The sequence below is a fragment of the bacterium genome (assembly GCA_023150945.1).
Classification (GTDB): Bacteria; Zhuqueibacterota; Zhuqueibacteria; order Zhuqueibacterales; family Zhuqueibacteraceae; genus Coneutiohabitans.
The window spans coordinates 253,867-272,813 of sequence record JAKLJX010000007.1 but is presented as its reverse complement, the minus strand read 5'-3'; the positions used below and the strand labels follow the sequence as shown (position 1 = coordinate 272,813).

The following is an 18,947-nucleotide window of genomic DNA, read 5'->3' as shown; positions in this document are numbered from 1 at the left end:
CACCACGATCGCGCGAATTTGCCGCCCCTCCGGCTGTGCCAAAAAAATACTCGCCACGTATGGCTTCATTTTGTATCTTCCGCCATCTCAAACCAGTGCACCCATCACCCCCAACCAAGCAGGAGTGAACGATGAGACGAACGTTCGCCGTCTTCGTGTGGCTGGCGCTACTCGGCCCGATGCTGCTGTGGGCGCAGGAAAACGTCGACCTGCGCATGGTCAGCCGCATCAAAGCCGAGGGCTTCAACAACTCGAAAGTGATGGAGACCGCTCTTTATCTCACCGATGTGCATGGCCCGCGCCTGACTGGTTCGCCCAACCTGAAGGCCGCCGGCGAATGGGCCGCAAAGAAACTGGCAGAGTGGGGACTCGCCAATGCCACGCTGGAGAGCTGGGGCACGTTCGGCCGCGGTTGGACGATGGAAAAATTCTCCCTGGAAATGATCGAGCCGCAGTACGCGCCGCTGATCGCCTATCCCGAAGCCTGGACCGGCAGCACTGCGGGCGCGGTGACCGCGACCGTGGTGCACGCCAGTGTCGAATCAGAAGCCGATTTTGCGAAATATCGCGGTAAACTGCGCGGCGCGATCGTGTTCACCCGTCCGCCGGCAACCATCACGTTTCACGACCAGCCGGAAGGCGATCGCCACGATGAAAAGGAGCTTGCCGAACTCGCACAAATGGAATTGCCGAACGGCCGGTCCGACTGGCAGGCGCGCCGCGAGGAGTATCGCCGGCTGCGGGAGCTGCGCGACAAAGCCGCACGCTTCTTCAAGGAAGAAGGCGCGCTGGTGCTGGTTCAGCCGAGCCGCAAAGGCGACTACGGCACCGTGTTCGTGCAGGGTGGCGGCAGCCGCACGCTGGGCGCGCCGGTCGACCTGCCCGCGGTGGTGATGGCGGCAGAGCACTACAACCGCATCGTGCGCCTGCTGGAAAAGGGTATTGCCGTCAAGCTGGCGGTGCAGATCGAGAACAAATTCCATGAAGCCGATTCGCTGGGCTACAACACGGTGGCGGAAATTCCCGGCGCCGACAGAAAGCTCAAGGATGAAATCGTGATGCTCGGCGGCCACCTCGATTCCTGGCATGCCGGCACCGGCGCGACCGACAACGCCGCGGGTTGCGCCGTGGCCATGGAAGCGGTGCGCATTCTGCGTGCGCTGGCAGTGCAGCCGCGCCGCACCATTCGCATTGCCTTGTGGAGCGGGGAAGAACAGGGCCTGCTGGGCTCGCGCGCGTACGTCAAGAAGCATTTCGGCGATCCCGCAACCATGCGCTTCACGCCCGGCCACGAGAGGTTTTCGGCGTACTTCAATCTCGACAACGGCACCGGCAAGATTCGCGGCGTGTATTTACAGGGCAACGAAATGGTGCGGCCGATCTTCGCCGCCTGGCTGAAGCCGCTGGAGGACCTGGGCGCGACCACGCTCACCATTCGCAACACCGGCGGCACCGATCACCTGCCCTTTGATGCCGTGGGCCTGCCCGGCTTTCAGTTCATTCAAGATCCAATGGAATACGGCACGCGCACGCATCATTCCAACATGGACGTTTACGATCATCTGCAGGCCGGCGATTTGATGCAGGCCGCGGTGGTGATGGCAACGTTTGTGTATCACGCCGCCATGCGCGACGAGAAGCTGCCGCGCAAGGATCTGCCCAAGCCGCCGGCCGCCGCGCAGACGACGATGCGGTAGTGCTTTGCAGTCTTGACTTGCATAAGTGATTCCCCGTGTCATTCCGAAGGAATCCTGTGCAGTACGCCGTGGCGTTTCCGGCTGTTCACGAGTTTGCTGTGGTCTGCAGGCAAGCAGGAAACTCGCGGCAAGTCAGCGGTTCAGTGCCAGAAGGTTTCTTGACTCCCATGGAACAACAAACTCTGTTTTCTTCGCTCTCTGCTGACTTGGAAGCCACCTTGCGAGAGGACAACCCCTGGTGGCGCGGCGAGCGGATTTTTGGCCTGCCGGCGATCAGGCGCTGGGCCTTTGCTCCGGTTCTGAACCATCTCCAGAGCGGTGTGACGCCGATCACTGTCTTGCGCGGTCCGCGCCAGGTTGGCAAGACCACGCTGATCAACCAGACGATTCAAGCTCTGCTCGATGAAGGAATCGCCCCACTGCGCATCCTCCGCATTCAATTCGACGAGTTGCCGCAACTGCAACGATTGAACGAACCGATACTCACCCTGGTGCGTTGGTATGCCGACTCGGTGCTGGGGAAGAGCCTGAATCAGGCCGCATGGGACGGCGAGCAGGCGCTCATTTTCCTGGATGAAGTTCAGAACCTCTCGGATTGGGCGCCGCAACTGAAACATCTGGTGGATATGCAGCCGGTGCGGGTGGTGGTAACGGGCAGCTCTGCTCTCCGCATTGAGGCCGGCAGGGACAGCCTGGCGGGGCGCATCACCACGCTGGACATGGGGCCGCTGTTCCTGCGTGAGATCGGTCACATGAGAGCATTCGGAGATGTAGCCGCATTTCTTCCTGACAATGGCTTGGCGGCGCTGAAGGAAAAAAGCTTCTGGCAGGAGTTGCGCCGCTTTGGCGAGCAGCACCACGAGTTCCGGCGTCTTGCTTTCACAGCTTTCTCAGAGCGCGGCGCCTATCCTGTGGCCCACGGCCGCACCGAACTGCTTTGGAAAAAACTCGCGGATCAGCTCAACGAAACCGTCATCCGCCGCGCCATTCAGCATGATCTCAGGATGGGACCGCGCGGCCAGCGGCGTGACGAACATCTGCTCGCAGAAGTGTTTCGCCTGGCCTGCCGCTATGCCGGGCAGGCGCCGTCGCAAGCCCTCTACCTGACGGAATTGCGCCAGGGCTTGCACGCGAATATCGGCCCGCAACGCGTGCTGGCCTATCTAAAGTTCCTGGACGGCACGCTGCTGTTGCGCTTGATCGAGCCCCATGAGTTGCGTCTAAAGAAGAAGAGGGGAGCGCCAAAGCTCTGCCTGTGCGATCACGCCTTGCGTGCCGCCTGGTTGCAAGAAACCGTACCGCTCGCCCCCGCGGCATTGGAACGATCTCCGCATCTCGCTGATTTGGCCGGGCGAATCGCTGAAAGTGTTGTCGGCTATTTCCTGCGCTCGATCGTCAATCTCGGCGTAACTCATTTTCCCGAACGCGGCGCCGAACCGGAGGTGGATTTCATTCTTACCGTTGGCGAGCAGCGAATTCCGTTGGAAGTCAAGTACCGCCGGCAGATCGATTTCAAAGACACGCTCGGCTTGCGTGTTTTTCTCGAAAAGTCGCACTACAACGCACCTTTCGGCCTTCTGATCACGCTCGGTGAGGAGGCGGGGACAGATGATCCGCGCATCATCTCGCTGCCGCTTTCGACGCTACTTCTATTGAAGTGAAGCAGTGTTGTGTTGGAAGTAGAACGGCCATTGCGCCGAGCCAGCATCCTTCATCTCGAAAAAGTCGAACCAAGGAGCTGCATTCATGCGATCATTCTTTCTCCTTCCAGTTGCCCTGCTCGCCCTGCTGGCCTGCCAAAACGGCAACCCGCCGCGCCAGCCTGAAACGGAACCAGGCGGCGCCATTTCGGCACGCGAGGGCGCGCCCTCGACGCCGGAAGCGCCTGTGCCTGACGAAGCTGCGGCGCAAGCCCTGCTGCAGCTTCAGGAAAAAGTGACGCAACAGCCGCAAGAAATCGCAGCGCGCCGCGAGTTGGGCGCGCGCGCAATTGATGGCGCCGCCGGCACGCTGTGGACCGTCGGTCGCGGGAAGATCCCGCCGGGCGAGAGAATGGCGGCGGTGGCACAGAGCAAGGCCAGGCAGGCCGCGCTGATGGATGCCTCACGCTGGGCAGCTTATCTTTTGGAATGGCAGAAGAATGACTACGCCACCGCATTTGGTTCGCTGCAAGGCGCCGTGCCGAACGGGTCGATTGTCCGTGAGACGATGACGGACTCCTCGTGTACCGTGCTGTTGAAAACTGCTCTGCCCAAGTAATCGCGCTGCTGTCCGGCATTTCTCCGGGCAAACGCGCGGCCGCCTGACGTGAGCCTCCGATGGAACTCAAACTCGCGCGCTGTCTCATTCGCCCGTGGCAATCGGGCGATGCCGCAGCGCTGGCACAGCATGCCAACAATCGCAAGATCTGGCGCAATGTGCGCGATCGCTTTCCCCATCCCTACACTTTGGCCGATGCCGAGGCGTGGATCGCATTTGCCGACGCCCAAGATCCCTGCACCAATTTCGCCATCGTGGTTGGCGATGAGGCCGCGGGCGGCATCGGTTTCGTGCTGAAAGACGATGTCGATCGCCGCTCCGCCGAGCTCGGCTACTGGCTGGGCGAGGCGTTTGGGGGCCGCGGCATCGTCAGCGAAGCGGTGACGGCCATGACCGCATTCATGTTCGCAAACTTCGATCTCTGCCGCATTCAAGCCACGGTGTTCGAATGGAACAAAGCCTCGATGCGTGTGCTGGAAAAGGCGGGCTATGTGTGCGAAGCGCGGCTGCGCTGCAGCGCCACCAAGGATGGGCAGACGATCGACGACTTCATTTATGCCGTAGTTCGGCCGGATCGCATTCTCTCTCCCCCACGCTGAAGCGCCGCGACAGTGTTGAGTTGGGCCTGACACCACGCCGTGCGTTGTGATCTCGAGAAGTTTGTCCACCCCCAGTGTCTTCCTGCGAGGATCCTGTGCAGAATAGCGGTCCGCGCCGAATCATTTGCAAGTTTCCTACTGGATGACAAGTCAAATGGGCCACCCAAGCAAATCGGCGTAACAGTACACCAACGTGTCATGCGGGAAGCCTTCTTTCAATACTTGCTGCACAGCCATGGTGGATTCTGCGACGCGTCGCTCGCTCACGAAGAGACCGGCGGGATGACACGACTGCTGGAGAAATCCCCCAACCTATCATTAGTCAAGCTGCTCACCCTTTTTCGATTTTGAACCGATGAACATGCGGGCACGAACGCCATCATCGAATGCCGCCGCTGCCGGAAGGCCTCGCTTCTCTGCCCGGCATTGCTGCGGCTGGATTGTCTTGGGAATGTGCCTGTGCGCGCTGCCGCTGTCCGCGCAAACCCTGACGCACGGCCCGTTTGCCGGTGCGGTCACTTCACAATCGGCCCGCTTCTATGCGCGCGTGGCGCCCGCGGCCGAAGTGGCCATACAGCTCGCCGCGACGCCGAATTTCAATCCCGCCCGCACCAGCGCAGCAGTGCGCACCGATTCGCTGCGGGACTATGCCGCGCTGCTCGAACTCTCCGGCCTGCAGCCCGATCAACGCTACTACTACCGCACGCTGGTCAACGGCCAGCCCGCCGGAGAAGTACGCCGCTTCAAAACCTTTCCGCCGGAAGGCGAGCGCGCGCCGTTTCAGTTCGCCTTTGGCTCGTGCATCGTCATGCGCCGGCAGCCGCAACCGGAGGATGGCCGGGTCTTCACGGTCATGCAGAATGATGATCTGCGTTTTTTCCTGCAGATTGGCGACTGGTGTTATCCCGACACGACTGATTCACCGGCCCAGCCGCAGCGCGTGTTCAGCGCCGACCTGCGCCGCGTGCAGGAGAGCTATCGTGCGAAGTACGACACCTCGCATGCGCTGCAGCAAGTCTTGCGCACCACACCGATCGACTATGTTTATGATGATCATGATTACCTCAACGACGATGCCTCGGCGCTGAGCTATCCACGCAATGATTCCATGCGCACAATCACGGTGCCGGCGAGCGTGCGAGCGAACAGCATTCGCGGCTATCAGGAGGCTTTCCCCGGCTATGCGCTGGCGAATCCGCAGGGCGGCATTTGGCACAAATTCTCCTGCGCCAACGCCGACTTTTTCATGCTGGACACGCGCGCGCAGCGTAGTCCCAATCTCGAGGCCTTCGTTTACAACCCGGTGACCGACAGCATCGAATTTGCGCCGGCGCCGCAGCATTCGATGCTGGCCGGCTATGCCGACGTGGCCGGGGAAAACCAAATGGACTGGCTGCTGCGGGAATTGCAGGCCTCGGCCGCGGATTGGAAATTCATCGTCTCCACCGTGCCATTCAATCGCGGCTTGCGGCCGGTGATCGATCTTTCCGTGATGCTGCAAGACAGCATCCTCACGGTGCCGGGCTACGGCACCGGCTCACTGCTGCGCATCGGTTTGGGAATCGCGGATAAATGGGTGGGATTTCCGGCGGATCAGGAGCGGCTGCTGCAGTTCCTGGCGGAGCATGATATCAAGAATGTGATCGTGCTCAGCGGCGACACGCACACCGCGGCGATTGACGACGGCACAAATGCCGGACTGCCGGAGTTGATGGCGGGCGCGCTCGAACAATCCAACTCGCGGCTGGTGTTTCTGCTCGAGTTGTTCCGTTTCAACATTTGGAACGGCGGCGGCCAGAATATCAGCAGCGGCAATTTCAACGACGCTTACGGCCGCGTCACGGTGCACGGCGCGGATTCGGTCCGGCTGGAGATCGTGGATGAATTCGGCGCGTTGGTGGCAGGCAAGACCATTCGCCCCGCGGCCGTCAGTGCGGTCACTGCGCCCGACGCGGTGCCGCGCGTGCTGGCCTTGCCGCAGATCTACCCGAATCCCTTTGCGCCGGCGCAAGCGCCATTTGCCGTGACCATTGCCTTCGCGCCGGCGCCTTCGGCCGTCATCGAGGTGGGGATTTATGATCTCACCGGCCGCCGGATTCTGAGCCGCTCCCTGCCCGCTGGTGTGCGACAGTTTCGCTGGCTGGGCAACGATGAAACCGGCGGGCCGGCAGCCAGCGGCCTCTATTTTGTGCGCGTGAAACTCACCGAGGCGCAGGGCCGCCGCCACTTTGCCACGCAAAAGCTCTTGCTGTTGCGCTGAAGTATCTCCGACCTGCACCGTTCCAGCGGCGCAAGGCCGGTTGGCTCGCGCGCCGCCGTCATCTCGCCGCCGGTTTTCTTCGCCGGGCGATTTACTGACGCACGTTCGCGGCCGCCGCTTGCTCTTGCTGGAAAGTTTCGAACATTTTCACAAAAGCCGGGCGATTGCGGCGTGCCTGGCGATATTCGTCGGTATTGGTCGGTACGCGTTGAATCCAATAAATCTCCCGCATCTCCTCCGGCCAGGTCAGCACGAAGTTCCTGCCGGTCTTGTACACTTTCGCATTGGTCGCGGTGATGGTGCCTTCGCTCGCGTCGATCACCAGCATTCTCTCGTCGTTGGAAAGCAACTCACCGGCGACCGCGCTCTGCCCGCTTTCCCGCAGCGTCTCCGCCAGGTTGCCGGTGACAACCGCCAGCCGGCGCGCTTGCAGTTTGCCTTCTTTCAGGTAAAGCTGCTGATCCTTGAGCTGGAATCCTTTTTCAGCCAGCTCGAGCGAGTCCGCATTGCTCTGCCAGCTCGAAATCATGTCTGCAAAATCTTCCTTTAGCCTGGTCTCGCTTTCGGCATCGCTGGAGAGATTGTGATAGATCAGCGTCACCTCCGGCGGCTGATCGTTGCCAAAGAAGCGGATGCGAACCTCAACGGCCTCGACAAAGAGACAGCCGTTCATCACCAGCAGAACCAGCGCTGCGACCAGCAAAACGATCTTCTTCATGAGCGCACCTCCCTCTCAACAAAGTTGATGGTTTGCCGAAAACCGGTCCGGCATTGACCACTGCCGTGAGCCGGCACGGCGGTGCAATTCGTTTACTCAGTTGATTCGCCGGGCGTGTTTCCCGGCGGTTCACAGTTTCCTCGCCGGATAACACGCCGTGCAGTGCATCTCCGCAGAGCAAAATGCTCAGGTTTGTACATGCGCCGGCGTGACCCATATCGGATTGGTCAAGGCGCGGCAACTGGCACTTTGCTCGGGCAGCAGCGGCGCACGCTCGGTGCGCGCTTCCGCGCGCAGGTAGAAGTCACGCGCGGCGCGCGGCAACGCGATTTCTGCCTGATAATGAAACGCTCGAGCAGCCGGCTGCGCCTCATGAATAATTTCCTCCCTCCGCCGCGCCGGGTCACCCCGCCAAATTTTCACCTGCACCAATCTGCCGAATTCCTCCGTGCTCACCGCCGAGATTTGAATCTTGCCGGATTCTGCCGAAATGTGATCGCCCAGACGGGCTTGCTTGCCCATTGCATGCGTTACGCGCAAATCGAGCAACGGACCAGTGGTGATGCAGGCGCGGCCGTGACGCAGCGCCGCCAGCAGAGAATCGAGCTGCAGGCCGCCCTCGAGCAGAGCGGCGGTGCGCACACTGCCGAAGAGATGGCGGTGATGCTCCACCATTTTCACAAAGGGAAATGAAATCTGGCGAAAGCGATTGAAGTTGCCGTGGGCATCGCTGCCGGCAATGGTGTAGACACGCCGGCCGGCCAGCAACATTTCGCGCCACTGTTGCATGCCCTGTTCTTCCCAAAGCCTGCCGCCGTTCCAAAACTGCAGGCCGTTCAAGCGCGCATGCGCGAGGTCCGCGTCCGCCCAGTGTCCGCGGCCGAGCAACACTCTCTCCAGCAAGGGCGGCGGCACGGCGGGATGCGCGGCAAAGGCGAGCGCGCCGGCCTCGAGCTGGGCCAGCACCTCCGCGATGGTGTGATCGGGCCGGGTGCGCAGCCAGCGTTCGGCACTGTCGCCGCTGCCGCGAATGAAGCGGGAGTGATTGAGAATGAGGAAATGCACGTTGCGGCCGGCGGCGTTGCCGCAGGAAACCTCCTCGCCGGGAATGACGACAAAACCGGAGGCGCTGGCATTGAGCGCATGTATCTCTTCCTGCAGTCTGCGCCATTTGCGCAGCTCGGGATCATTGTGCAGGTAATCATCGGGGAAATCATCGAGATCATAGGAATGGTCGGTCGCGGCGCAAAAGGACAAGCCCATGGCTTTACCGAGCGCAGCATAGGCGCCGGCCGGCGCGCCGAATTCGACCTGGTCGCTGGTGGCATCCGTGTGGCAGTGCAAATCGCCCTGGCAAAAGCCCGGCAGCGCGGGAAGCGGCTCCTCCGCGAGCAGCAGTTGCAGCGGCGCATGGCGAGTGCCGGCATAGTTGTCATTCACACAACGAAACTGCCGGCCGCCAATGCGATATTCGATGGTGACGTTGACTCGCGCCAGTCCTCGTGCCTCGGCCGGCAGAATAACCGGAACAACCCGCCACCACATTGGCGCAGTGATGATTTCGTTGAAGGTGATCTGGTGCGTGAAGGGCTTGCTGGAATCGGCTGCGGGCGTGGCGAGCTGCAGCGTGACGGTGAGGGATTGCAGCTCGCAGGGAAAGCGGCCGGCATCTTTGACGATCAACAAGACCGGCAGAGGCGTGTGCGGCTCGAGCCGCTGCGGCACATCCGCGAGAATCTCGGGCTGGCGGCGATAGAGCCGGCTGGGGGTGAATTTGAAACGATAGTGAATCTCGGCATAGAGGAAAAACAGCAGCGCGACCGGCAGGGTCATCCCGTCAAGGTCGAAGCCAACGGCCGCGGCCAAACTCCAAAAGCTGATCAGAATGGGCATGTCATCTCAATCGTTGCGAGGCACCACCAGGCAAGCGGCATTCCTCAGGGCGCAGACTCGGGCAAGTCTTCCACGCTTCTGATTTGGCCGCGTACATTCCAGCGATAACGCACGCCCTTCCAATGAACCGTCGCCGGCAACATGATGGTGGGCGCCAGAGCGAAGCAGTAGAGAAAGAAATACAACTCGAAAAACAGAAAGCTGCGCAACAGCGGCCGCGCCCGCAGCGCGGCGGCGCAACGCCAAAGCAGAATGAAGTCACTGCCCAGCTTGAGCAGCAGGCCGGCAGCCAGCAGCGCGGGTGAAAGCACGGCGGCGAGCGCCAGCGCGAGCTGCACGCTGAAGCCGACCACCATCAGGGATTTGGCGAGCAGGCCCATTTCTTTGCCGCCAGCCGCCCAGCGCTGGCGTTGGCGCAGAAACTCCCGCCAGGAGGCGGGCGGAAAGGAGTAAATCGCCGCGGCCGACTCCAGGGGAAAGCGCACCTGCCACGCCGTCTCGCTGACGATCTTCTGCATCAGCGCAAAATCTTCGATGATGGTGAAGCCGATGGCGCGATAGCCGCCGACTTGGTCATAGGCTTGGCGGCGAAAACCGAAGTTATTGCCGAGAATCGAGACCGGTTTGCCCCAGCCCGCAGCGCCTGCGCCGATGGTCAACAAGAACATCCAGTCGAGCGTTTGCACGCGACCGTACAAGTGGTCTGTTGCTTGCGCCGGCCGCAGCGTGTGAAATGGACTGAGCAAAGTGAAGCCGCCGACCAAGCCGGTTTGTGGGGTGAAAGGGCGGACCATGGCCGCCACCCACGTGGGCGGCACCAGGCAATCGGCATCCGTCACTAGAATGATCTCGCCGGTTGCGTGCGCCAGTCCCTGACAGAGCGCGCTGGCTTTGCCGGACATGCCTGCCAGCCGCTGCGTGAGCGAAAGCACGCGCACGCAGGAGTAGCGCTGCGCAAAGCTGGCCGCAATCTGCCGGGTTTGATCAGTCGAGCGGTCGTCGATCACCATGATTTCGAGCTGCGCCGCGGGATAGTCGGACTGCACCAACGCTTGCAGGCAGGCGGGGAGATGGCGTTCTTCATTGCGGGCGGCGACCAGGATGCTGACGCGCGGCCGGGCCGCCTGATTCGGATTGTGTTGTTCAGCGCCGGCCCGGGCCGTGCCAACCAAAAGAAGCAGCGAGGCGAGGGTATACAATCCGAACAAGCAGAGCAGAGTGATTTCGATTCCAGTCATGCAGGCGTCCGGCGTGAAGCCGCGATTTTCCGAAAATACTTATTGGTGGGGATCTCTCGTCGTTTCTTATTGAGGAGCCTGCGGCCGCGCAACCGCCCGGCGCAGGGCTTGCACTTCCGTGGCGGCGAGTTCCCGCCATTCACCCACGGCCAAGTTGCCGAGCTTCAGCGGGCCAATGCGAACGCGCAGCAGGCGCAGAACTTTGCTGCCCACCGCCGCAAACATGCGCCGCACTTGCCGGTTTTTCCCTTCGTGCATGGTGATGCGCAGCCAGCGGCCTTCGTGATGATCCGATTCGTATTCAACTCTGGCCGGCAACGTCAGGCGGCCGTCCAGCAGAATGCCTTGCTCCAACCGCCGCAGTTCCGTCTCCGGCGGCACACGATCCAACTGCACCCGATAGACCTTCTCGACGTGGCTGGTTGGACTCGCGAGGGCGTCAGCCAGGGGGCCGTCATTGGTGAAGAGCAGCAGCCCTTCCGAATCAAAATCCAGCCGGCCCACGGGAAAGAGCCAATCGCGGCCGGGCGCTGCGCCTGAAGGTTTGCCGAGTTTGGTTTGCGCCATTGGCATCAAATCGAAAACCGTCTGCCGGCCGAAGGAATCACGCCGGGTGGTGACATAGCCTGCTGGTTTGTGCAGCATGAAATAGCGCAACGGTTGGGCTGCGCTGAGCGGCTTGCCGTCGAATACGATTTGATCCTCGCCGAGCGTGATCCAGTACAGACTGTCACGTGCGGTTTTGCCATTGACCTGCACGCGGCCGGCGCGAATCGCGCGCCGTGCTTCCTGGCGTGAGCACAGCCCGAGTTTCGACAGCGCGCGCACGAGCATGACCCGCTGCTTTTTGGGTGCCTCTTGCCGGTGAGCGTGGGCAGAATCCATCGCAAACTGAAGGTAAGGAATTTCATTCCCGGCGCGCAGGCCGGGCAGTCATTGTTTGGTGCAAACGGCGGACAAGACAAGCACGCGGCGCCTCACCGGCTGCGCACGGTCGCCGGTTGTTGGACGGCCGTGGTCGTGGCAAAGCTTTGTCCGCGCCAGGTGAATTTTGCAAAGGGCGCGCGCGTGGCAAAATAGACCACGTAGAACGGATGCAACAACGCGGCGGGGAGAAAATATTGCAGCAGGCTTTCCTCTTTGAACCAGGCTGCCGCGCGCCGCAGAAAGAGAAATTCGCTGCCCGCTTTGAGGCTGCCGCAGACCAACGTCGCGGCGAACACCGCTGTTGTTCCGAGCAGAACGGACAGCAGGCCGGCGACGAGCAGGAGATTGAGCAAGTACACTGCGGCCAAACCCAGCGTCACGCCGGGCCGGTAATGGCGCCCTTTGGAAGCATAACGCGTCCGCTGCGATTGAAACTCCTGCCAGGAAGCCGGCGGCCGCACCGCCGTTTGAATGGCAGGATGGCCGGCGTAAGCGATGCGGCCGGGATGATGATCGTGCATCTTGTGCAGGAAGAGATCGTCATCACCGGAAACGAAATGGGCGATGCCGGCAAAACCATCGATGACGAGATAGGCCTCCCGCCGGTAGGCAAGATTGCTGCCGGTGCAGGTCAGCGGCCGCTCTGCGCCAATGCTGGCGGCTGCCACGGCCGCCAGCGAAAAATACTCCAACGCCAGAATGTTCTGCAGCAGCGTTGTGCGGGGAAGGTAAGGCGAATAGCCGCAGACCATCACCACGCCGGGGCGGAATTGCGCCGCCATTTCACTCACCCAGGTTGGGCCCGCGCGCGCGTCGGCATCGGTGAGCAGAATGATTTCGCCGCGCGCCTGGCGGATGGCATGATCCAGGGCGCGCTTCTTGGGCGCGAAATCCGTCCGCGTGTCGTGCATGCGCAAGTGGCGGGCGTTCGGGTGCTGCGCGGCAAAGGCCGCCATCAGTGCACCGGTGCCGTCGCTGGACCGGTCATCGACCAGGTAAATTTGCAGCCGCTCCGCCGGATAGTCCTGCCGGCTGAGATCGGCCAGCAACTGCGGCAGATGCGTTTCTTCATTGCGGGCGCAAACGATCACGGTGACGGTGGGTGGAAGCGCCGGCGAGGATTGTCCGTGGTGTTCGTGTTCGTCACTGTGGAGTTGTTGCGCCGCGCGCAATCCCTGCGTCAGCCAGAGCAACGCACAGACATAGCCGAAGGTCAAAAAGGCGAGCACCACAATGGCGGCAACTAGCATAGCGAAGTGTGGAGCAGATACGAAATGCGAGTTTTGAGACGGCCTGCAGCTCGAACCGGCAATCTGATGAGAACAGCCGTGATGAAGAGCCGGCGGCTTATTCGACCTTGCCCGCCACGATGGTCACATCATCGGCAAAGCCATTCCTGCCGGTGAAGTCGCGCAAAGCCAGGCGCACGTGCCGGATCAAGTCCTGCGGCGAGGAGTGGCGAAACTGCGCCGCGGTTTGCGCCAGCCGTTCTTCGCCGAATTCCACCTGCATTTGATTCATGGCCTCGGTGATGCCGTCGGTGTACAGCACGAAGGCGTCCCGCGGGGCAAGCGCGACGGTTTCCTCGCGGTAGTCGAAACTCTCTGCCAGGCCGATGGCGGCGCCGGTGGGTTGCAGCCATTGCAGCGGCGGGCCGGCTTGCTCCAGGCCGCGCAGCAGCAATGGCGGATTGTGGCCGGCGTTGCAATATGCCAGCACCCGGCGGCCGGCCTCGAAGCGCGCCAAAAAGATGGTGATGAACTTGATCAAATGCACGTTGTGGCAGAACAGCCGGTTCAGCCGCCTGATCACCGCCGCCGGTCCGTCGCTTTCCGGCACGAGAATGCGCAAGGCCGCCTGCAGATTGGCCATCAACATGCTGGCGGGTACGCCCTTGCCCATGACATCGGCAACCGCCAGACCGGGCGCGCCGTCGCGGAAGTGAAAGAAGTCGAAGTAGTCTCCGCCGACAATGGCCGCGGGTTGGCTGAAGGCCGCGAGTTGCAGGCCGGGAACATGGGGAATCTCCTGAGGCAGCAGCGCCTTCTGCACTTTGTGCGAAAGTTCGAGTTCGGCTTCGAGCTCACGGCGTTGTTCGGCGGAGTAGTGATCGATACACACACAGGCGGTGAAGTCCATCTCCAGCCGGTCGGCTTCGATGTATTCGTGACAGACTTCGCACAGGCCGAGGGTTTGATTCTCGGCTTTGGCGAGCGCTTCTTCCAGGCGTTGGAGATGCGCCTGTACCGAGGTTTCCTCGAGCGGGCCGACGCGGATTTTTTTCTTGGCGCTAGGCGCGGCCTGCCACCATTCCAGCAGGTTTTGGCGCTGGCGCTGCAGGTTTTCGCGAATGCGCTGTAGAATGCGGGTGTCCATGCTATCCTCCGTCGCTTGGGATTTGACGGGGAGTCATACGCAGACGTATGCCCCTTGTTCCTTCTGCAGCGCACCTTCAAGCCCGGGCACTTCTCTGTCGGCCAGCGCCGTTTCGGCTTTTACGGCAGGGCATGGCCCAGACCTTGCTGGCGTAACCGGGATTCTGGGTGTTGAAACCGCGAAGAACTCAAGAGACCGTCGACAACCCCCTGTCTCACAGATTCTGAAACACAACACTCGGTGTTCAAGCATTCGATCAGAATGACATTCGCCTTGAGAAAAGAGATCAACTCAGTAGCAACGAGTTCGGTGTCGTAGTTGAAGGCCACCGCGAATGAATGGGCTTTGGCGTTTTCAAATGCGTAATCCCAATTTAGCGTGCTGTGAATGGCCGCAGTGCCGATAAGTTCATAGGCAATGCCAACCGCCAGCTCAGACGCCAGCTCCCGCGCTTGCGTGAGAAGGCTGCGCTGGTTTGACTCCCTGACGAGGAGAATCTGCAGGGTGTGATCCAGAATTTTGAAAAGCGCCAATGCCCGGTTGATCGGCGGCGGATAAGGTGAAGAGGCCTTCACGACTTCGTTGCTTGCTTCCAGGTACTTTGTTACGGTGGTGTTCAACCCGATGGCTTGGCATTTCTGATCGATGAGCAGCAGCAACTGGCTTGCATCATCCAGCATTTCTGCCGTCAGCAGAAAAATCTCCCGCCAGCGATCGTCGATCAGGTGATGTTCGACCAGTTTTTGAATGGTTCCCTTGGCGGCGTTATCGACGAGGTATCTTGCAGTGAAATACTCCTGAAAGGTCAAGTGGGCAAAGGAATAAATGCGGCTGGCCCGTTCGACAAAAATACCGTGCTGTGCTTCAATTTCCTTGAGCAAAGCTTCGCCATCGGGTTCGGGCGCCTCCCGCCTGACGCGCGGCAGATGTCTGACGAAATCGAGTATCCACAGCTCCAGGTTGCGCTGCGGGAAAAAGTATTCATCATTTTCAAATGCCGCTGCAGCAATTCTCGCAAACAGGGATTCTTTGCGCATGGCGGTGAGACCGCGATACAGTATTTCATCCCGTTTGATCCTCCTGCTGCTGTCCCATTTTTTCAGGAATGCGTGAATGGCCTCCCGGTAAAGCTCCGCCCGGTTCTGCGGAAAATCCATGGCTTCATTGAAGGATAGGCACAGCAACGTCAGCAGAAGCGGATTTGTGCCCAGTTCCTGGATGCGCCGGTTCTCATTCAGTTTTCGCCAGCATTGTTCAACAACCTCCGGTTCTCCCCTGAACCAATTATGGACGAAGTTGCGCATTTGCGTTTCGTTGAAATCTGCGATCTCAACGTCGTTGAACTTGTCAAACCAATGGTTGTACGCCGCAATTCTGCAACTTAGAACGATCTGGTTGTTGCTGTATTTTTCAGTGAAATCATAAATCTCCTTGATGACTTCATCTCTTCTTTCGGTATTCACTTCGTCCAGGCCATCCAGGAGAATCTGGCATTTGCCCCGGTTTAGAATTCGAGTGACAAAGGGCACAGCATTGGGCAAATGGCAGAGGTCAAACTGGGAATTAATGAATTCAAAGAGCGTCTTGCCGGAATCGGCAAAGTCCCGGATTCCAACAAAAATGGGAAGGCGTTTTTGTTTGAGTCTGCCATCCAGACTCTGCAGGGCCAGGAACTTCAGAAAGGTAGTCTTGCCTGAACCCGGCTTGCCCAGGACGATGAACTTGGCCAGCTCATTGGCAACCGCGAGGCCGTCCATCGTTTTGATTGCAGTCCCGAAGCTGCGGCGGTTGCTTTCAAACTGGCTGCGCAGGTCATCAATGGAGATTCGTTGCCGCGCGGTGATCTTTTCGAGAACGTTCACTCTGACAAAAATTTCGCGCAGCGGCAAGGGTTTGTCCATGCCAAAAACACGGACGGTATTGTAGCGTTCTTCCAAATGAGCAGCGTAGCGCCTGGCAGCAGCGCCGGTGTAATCCAGCTCTTTGTTTTTCTCAATCAGCCACTGCCCAGCTTTGGCCGCTTCCTTGAAGATAGCCCCAAGAACGTCTTCGATCATTGTGTCTCTCCCACCATTCTTGCGTAATGCGCTGAAAAGCAGAAATCGGGGATGCGCGAGGCCGTTCGCTGGCGCCTGGAGGAGTGTCGTTTGTGTATTGATGCGTACATGCGCCGGAAGCAGGCAGGAAGCCTTTTGGCAACTCGTGCAGCAACCTGGTTCTCCTCACGCCGTCTCGCCGCCGGCCTGCACCCAACTGTGGTAGCCGCGCGCGAGATGGATCACTTGAAAGCCCTGGCGCTCCAACAGCGCGGCCGCCGGCCGGGAACGCGAGCCAACCTGGCAATGCACCAGCACCGGCTTCTGCCGGGGAATTTCCTCGAGATGGCCGAGCAAACGGGTATGCGCAATGTTTACCGCGCCCGGCAAATGGCCGAGTTCATATTCGAAGCCGGCGCGCACATCGAGCACGAACAAGTCCTGCTGCGCCAGGCGGCGCTGCAATTCCTGAGCTTCGATCTCGGTGGTGGAAACGAGTCTGTCGCCGCCTGCCTGCAATGCGGCGAGCGTTTCCGGCGTGGCATAGCCGGCGACCTCATCCAGGCCGATGCGAATGAGCGCCGTCACTGCTTCGGTCACGCGCTCCGCGGCAATGATCAAGTAGATCGGCACACCCGACAAAACATAGGAACCCGTGAGGGTGAGAAAGGCATTGTTGAACGGTGCGTGCAAGGCGCCCGTGAGGTGGCCGGCGCGAAACTCCGTCCACGGCCGCGTGTCAATAATGGCGACTGCGCGGCCGTCCAGGCGGCGCAAGGCTTGGGCGTCCAGTTTCTCAGGCACGGGCCACCGGCCGAGCAGCGGCGGGCCAAGTTTGTTGTCGCGTTTCATGCGTGCAAAATAGAAGGGCGGTTCACTCTGGCCCTCGAGAATAGCCGCGACAAAGCGGTTTTCGTCGGTGGCATAGGCGAGCGAGGCGTTGTAGCGCTTTTCGTAGCCGACCGTGGATTGCGGCACTGCGCCCAGCGCTTTGCCGCAGGCGCTGCCGGCGCCGTGACCCGGCCACAGTTGCAGATAATCGGGCAGCTTCTTGAATTCCTGCAGCGACTGATAGAGCGTACGCGCGGACTTCTCCTTCATGCCGGCCTGGCCGGCCGCGGTTTCCAGCAAGTCCGGCCGGCCGACATCACCGACAAACACAAAATCGCCGGTGGCAATGCCCATGGGTTCGTTGGCGCCGCTGCCCAAGTCCGTCACCAAAAAACTCAGATGTTCGGGCGTGTGGCCGGGCGTGTGCAAGGCTTGTATGAGAATGTTGCCGACTTTGAACGTGTCGCCGTGTTTGAGCAATTGATGTTGATAGCTGCCGCCGCCGGATTTGTGCTGCAGCCATTGATATTTCCAATCCGCGTCGCCTTCATCGGAGAGGTAAAGCGTCGCGCCCGTCACCTCGGCAAGTTCGCGGCAGCCGGAGAGAAAATCCGCATGAATGTGGGTTTCTGTGATGGCGGTGAGGCGCAGACCCTCCCGGGCCGCGGCGTCACGGTAACGCTCGACATCGCGCTCGGGATCGATCACCAGCGCTTCGCCGCTGCGCTGACAGCCGATCAAATACGCCGCCTGCGCCAGCCGGTCGTCGTACAGCAGACGAAACAGCATGCTGCCTCCTTATGGTGAGATCATTTGGATTTGACCAGTTCAGAAAACCAATTGGCCAGCGGCTCAAACGCCAGACCAATCAAGACGCCGCCGTAGAAATCTTTCACATGAAACGTGATCGGCAACTCGGGCATTTCCATCGCGGTGAGGCGAAAAAGAAAAGCGGCCAGCAGCACCACCAGGCTGCCAACGCCGAGCGTCAGCCAGTGCGGCGGGTGGGCGACCGGCGCGGCAGCGGCGCGGTATCTACCCCACAACCAGCGAAAGCCCATCACCAAGATCACGCCGAGTACTCCCCCCACCGCCACTGCCCACCAGGTGCTCAGCGGGCTGAGAAAAAAGGGCAGCTCAACCACGTGTTCGGGACGGTTGGCCTCGCCCACGACTTCGTACTTGAGGCGGATAGTGCCGCGATACTTCTGGTGACGATAGAACAGAAGCTGCCAGGCCGCGCCCAGCCCCACGCCGGCCGCGCGGATTTGCAGCTCCTTGCTGCCATTGGGATCGAGATCAAATGTGCCGTGCGCCACCGGCAATTCACGCTGCCGGCTGCCGGCCGTCAATGCCTCCGGCAACTCGATCGTTGTGCTCAACACCGTCAAGTGGGAGCAGGAGGCATTGCGCACCAGAAGAGTGGCCGAGATTGGATCGGTGACCGTCTCCATCGCCGGCGGGTCGAAATGCAGGCACAGCGGCGGCAACGCTTGCGGCCACAGGGGAGTGGCCAGCAGCAGCACCAACCACACGCCAAGAATCCCGCGCCGGCGCTCACGTTTCACGCAACAGGGCCAGAACCACCTTGCGCTTGCTCCGCGCCATCGCGCGCATCCGCGGCACGGATTCGAATGCTTCCAAGAATTTCTGATAGGCCTGCCACCGCTCGCGATATTCGAGATCATTTTTGATGCGCTCCCGGATTCGTCGATCATTTCTTTCCATGCGGACAAAGGTGGGATACATTCGCAGACTTTCCTCCCAAAGCTCGAGCGAGCGCGGGCTGAAAAAATGGGCGGAGAGGGAGGAAGCCTCCTCGTAGGCGTCCAGCAAGGCGCGACGCTGCGCCGGCTGCTGCGCGGCCAGCCGTTTATGAGCAATCCCCAAGGCGAAGGTGACCGCGGGAATGCGGTCGCGGTCAATGCCCTCTTTGCGCCACTTGTCCACCAAGCCGGCGCCCGGGCCCTTGCACCATTTGAGATAGCGGCGCGCAACAGTGATGGCTTCCTCCAGATAGATCTTGGCCTGCCGCGCCGGCAGCCGGTCGGCGGCGTGCATGCAGGCATCGATGTACTCGAACAAGAACCGCTCCTGCAGAGCCAGGGAGGCC

At 60.7% G+C, this 18,947-nt stretch carries 15 protein-coding genes; 5 read left to right on the top strand and 10 right to left on the bottom strand.

Translation table 11 applies throughout. The annotated features are described in order from the left end of the window. Positions 1–131: 131 nt before the first annotated feature. From L6R21_12110 to L6R21_12090, 5 genes are all read left to right on the top strand, one after another. A complete protein-coding gene (locus L6R21_12110; protein ID MCK6559930.1) occupies positions 132–1,697 on the top strand; it encodes a M20/M25/M40 family metallo-hydrolase in 1,566 nt (521 codons plus the stop codon). A 167-nt stretch (positions 1,698–1,864) separates the two neighbouring features. Beyond that, positions 1,865–3,358 carry an ATP-binding protein gene (locus tag L6R21_12105; protein MCK6559929.1) on the top strand — a complete coding sequence of 498 codons (1,494 nt, stop codon included), beginning with the start codon at positions 1,865–1,867 and terminating at the stop codon, positions 3,356–3,358. An 85-nt stretch (positions 3,359–3,443) separates the two neighbouring features. Beyond that, positions 3,444–3,956, top strand: a complete 513-nt coding sequence (locus tag L6R21_12100; GenBank protein MCK6559928.1) for a hypothetical protein — start codon at positions 3,444–3,446, stop codon at positions 3,954–3,956. A 59-nt stretch (positions 3,957–4,015) separates the two neighbouring features. Beyond that, positions 4,016–4,555 (top strand): GNAT family N-acetyltransferase, encoded by a 540-nt coding sequence (locus tag L6R21_12095; protein MCK6559927.1) that lies wholly within the window; start codon positions 4,016–4,018, stop codon positions 4,553–4,555. A 451-nt stretch (positions 4,556–5,006) separates the two neighbouring features. Then, on the top strand, positions 5,007–6,815 hold the full coding sequence (locus L6R21_12090; protein MCK6559926.1) for an alkaline phosphatase D family protein: 1,809 nt from the start codon (positions 5,007–5,009) through the stop codon (positions 6,813–6,815). Between the two features lie 91 nt (positions 6,816–6,906). On the opposite strand, the gene L6R21_12085 is transcribed toward L6R21_12090, so the two are convergent. The 10 genes from L6R21_12085 to L6R21_12040 all read right to left on the bottom strand — a co-directional run bounded on the left by L6R21_12085 (position 6,907) and on the right by L6R21_12040 (position 18,919). Next, positions 6,907–7,533 (bottom strand): hypothetical protein, encoded by a 627-nt coding sequence (locus L6R21_12085; protein ID MCK6559925.1) that lies wholly within the window; start codon positions 7,531–7,533, stop codon positions 6,907–6,909. A 186-nt stretch (positions 7,534–7,719) separates the two neighbouring features. Continuing rightward, complete coding sequence (locus tag L6R21_12080; protein MCK6559924.1) at positions 7,720–9,426, bottom strand: CehA/McbA family metallohydrolase; 1,707 nt, start codon at positions 9,424–9,426, stop codon at positions 7,720–7,722. A gap of 44 nt (positions 9,427–9,470) precedes the next feature. Continuing rightward, positions 9,471–10,664 (bottom strand): glycosyltransferase, encoded by a 1,194-nt coding sequence (locus L6R21_12075; protein MCK6559923.1) that lies wholly within the window; start codon positions 10,662–10,664, stop codon positions 9,471–9,473. 66 nt (positions 10,665–10,730) lie between these two features. Further along, entirely contained in the window at positions 10,731–11,498 is a 768-nt protein-coding gene (locus L6R21_12070) for an rRNA pseudouridine synthase (GenBank protein MCK6559922.1), read from the bottom strand. 143 nt (positions 11,499–11,641) lie between these two features. Next, the gene (locus L6R21_12065) at positions 11,642–12,841 is read right to left on the bottom strand and encodes a glycosyltransferase (GenBank protein MCK6559921.1); all 1,200 of its coding nucleotides are present in this window, start codon (positions 12,839–12,841) and stop codon (positions 11,642–11,644) included. A gap of 97 nt (positions 12,842–12,938) precedes the next feature. Continuing rightward, complete coding sequence (locus L6R21_12060) at positions 12,939–13,967, bottom strand: SpoIIE family protein phosphatase (protein ID MCK6559920.1); 1,029 nt, start codon at positions 13,965–13,967, stop codon at positions 12,939–12,941. Positions 13,968–14,086: 119 nt separating this feature from the next. Beyond that, entirely contained in the window at positions 14,087–16,024 is a 1,938-nt protein-coding gene (locus L6R21_12055; GenBank protein ID MCK6559919.1) for an NACHT domain-containing protein, read from the bottom strand. A gap of 165 nt (positions 16,025–16,189) precedes the next feature. Continuing rightward, positions 16,190–17,623 (bottom strand): MBL fold metallo-hydrolase, encoded by a 1,434-nt coding sequence (locus L6R21_12050; GenBank protein ID MCK6559918.1) that lies wholly within the window; start codon positions 17,621–17,623, stop codon positions 16,190–16,192. 20 nt (positions 17,624–17,643) lie between these two features. Further along, positions 17,644–18,402: a hypothetical protein gene (locus L6R21_12045; protein MCK6559917.1), complete on the bottom strand. Its 759-nt coding sequence runs from the start codon at positions 18,400–18,402 to the stop codon at positions 17,644–17,646. Next, a complete protein-coding gene (locus tag L6R21_12040; protein ID MCK6559916.1) occupies positions 18,392–18,919 on the bottom strand; it encodes a hypothetical protein in 528 nt (175 codons plus the stop codon). The genes L6R21_12045 and L6R21_12040 overlap by 11 nt, the downstream gene beginning before the upstream one ends. Between the last annotated feature and the right edge of the window lie 28 nt (positions 18,920–18,947).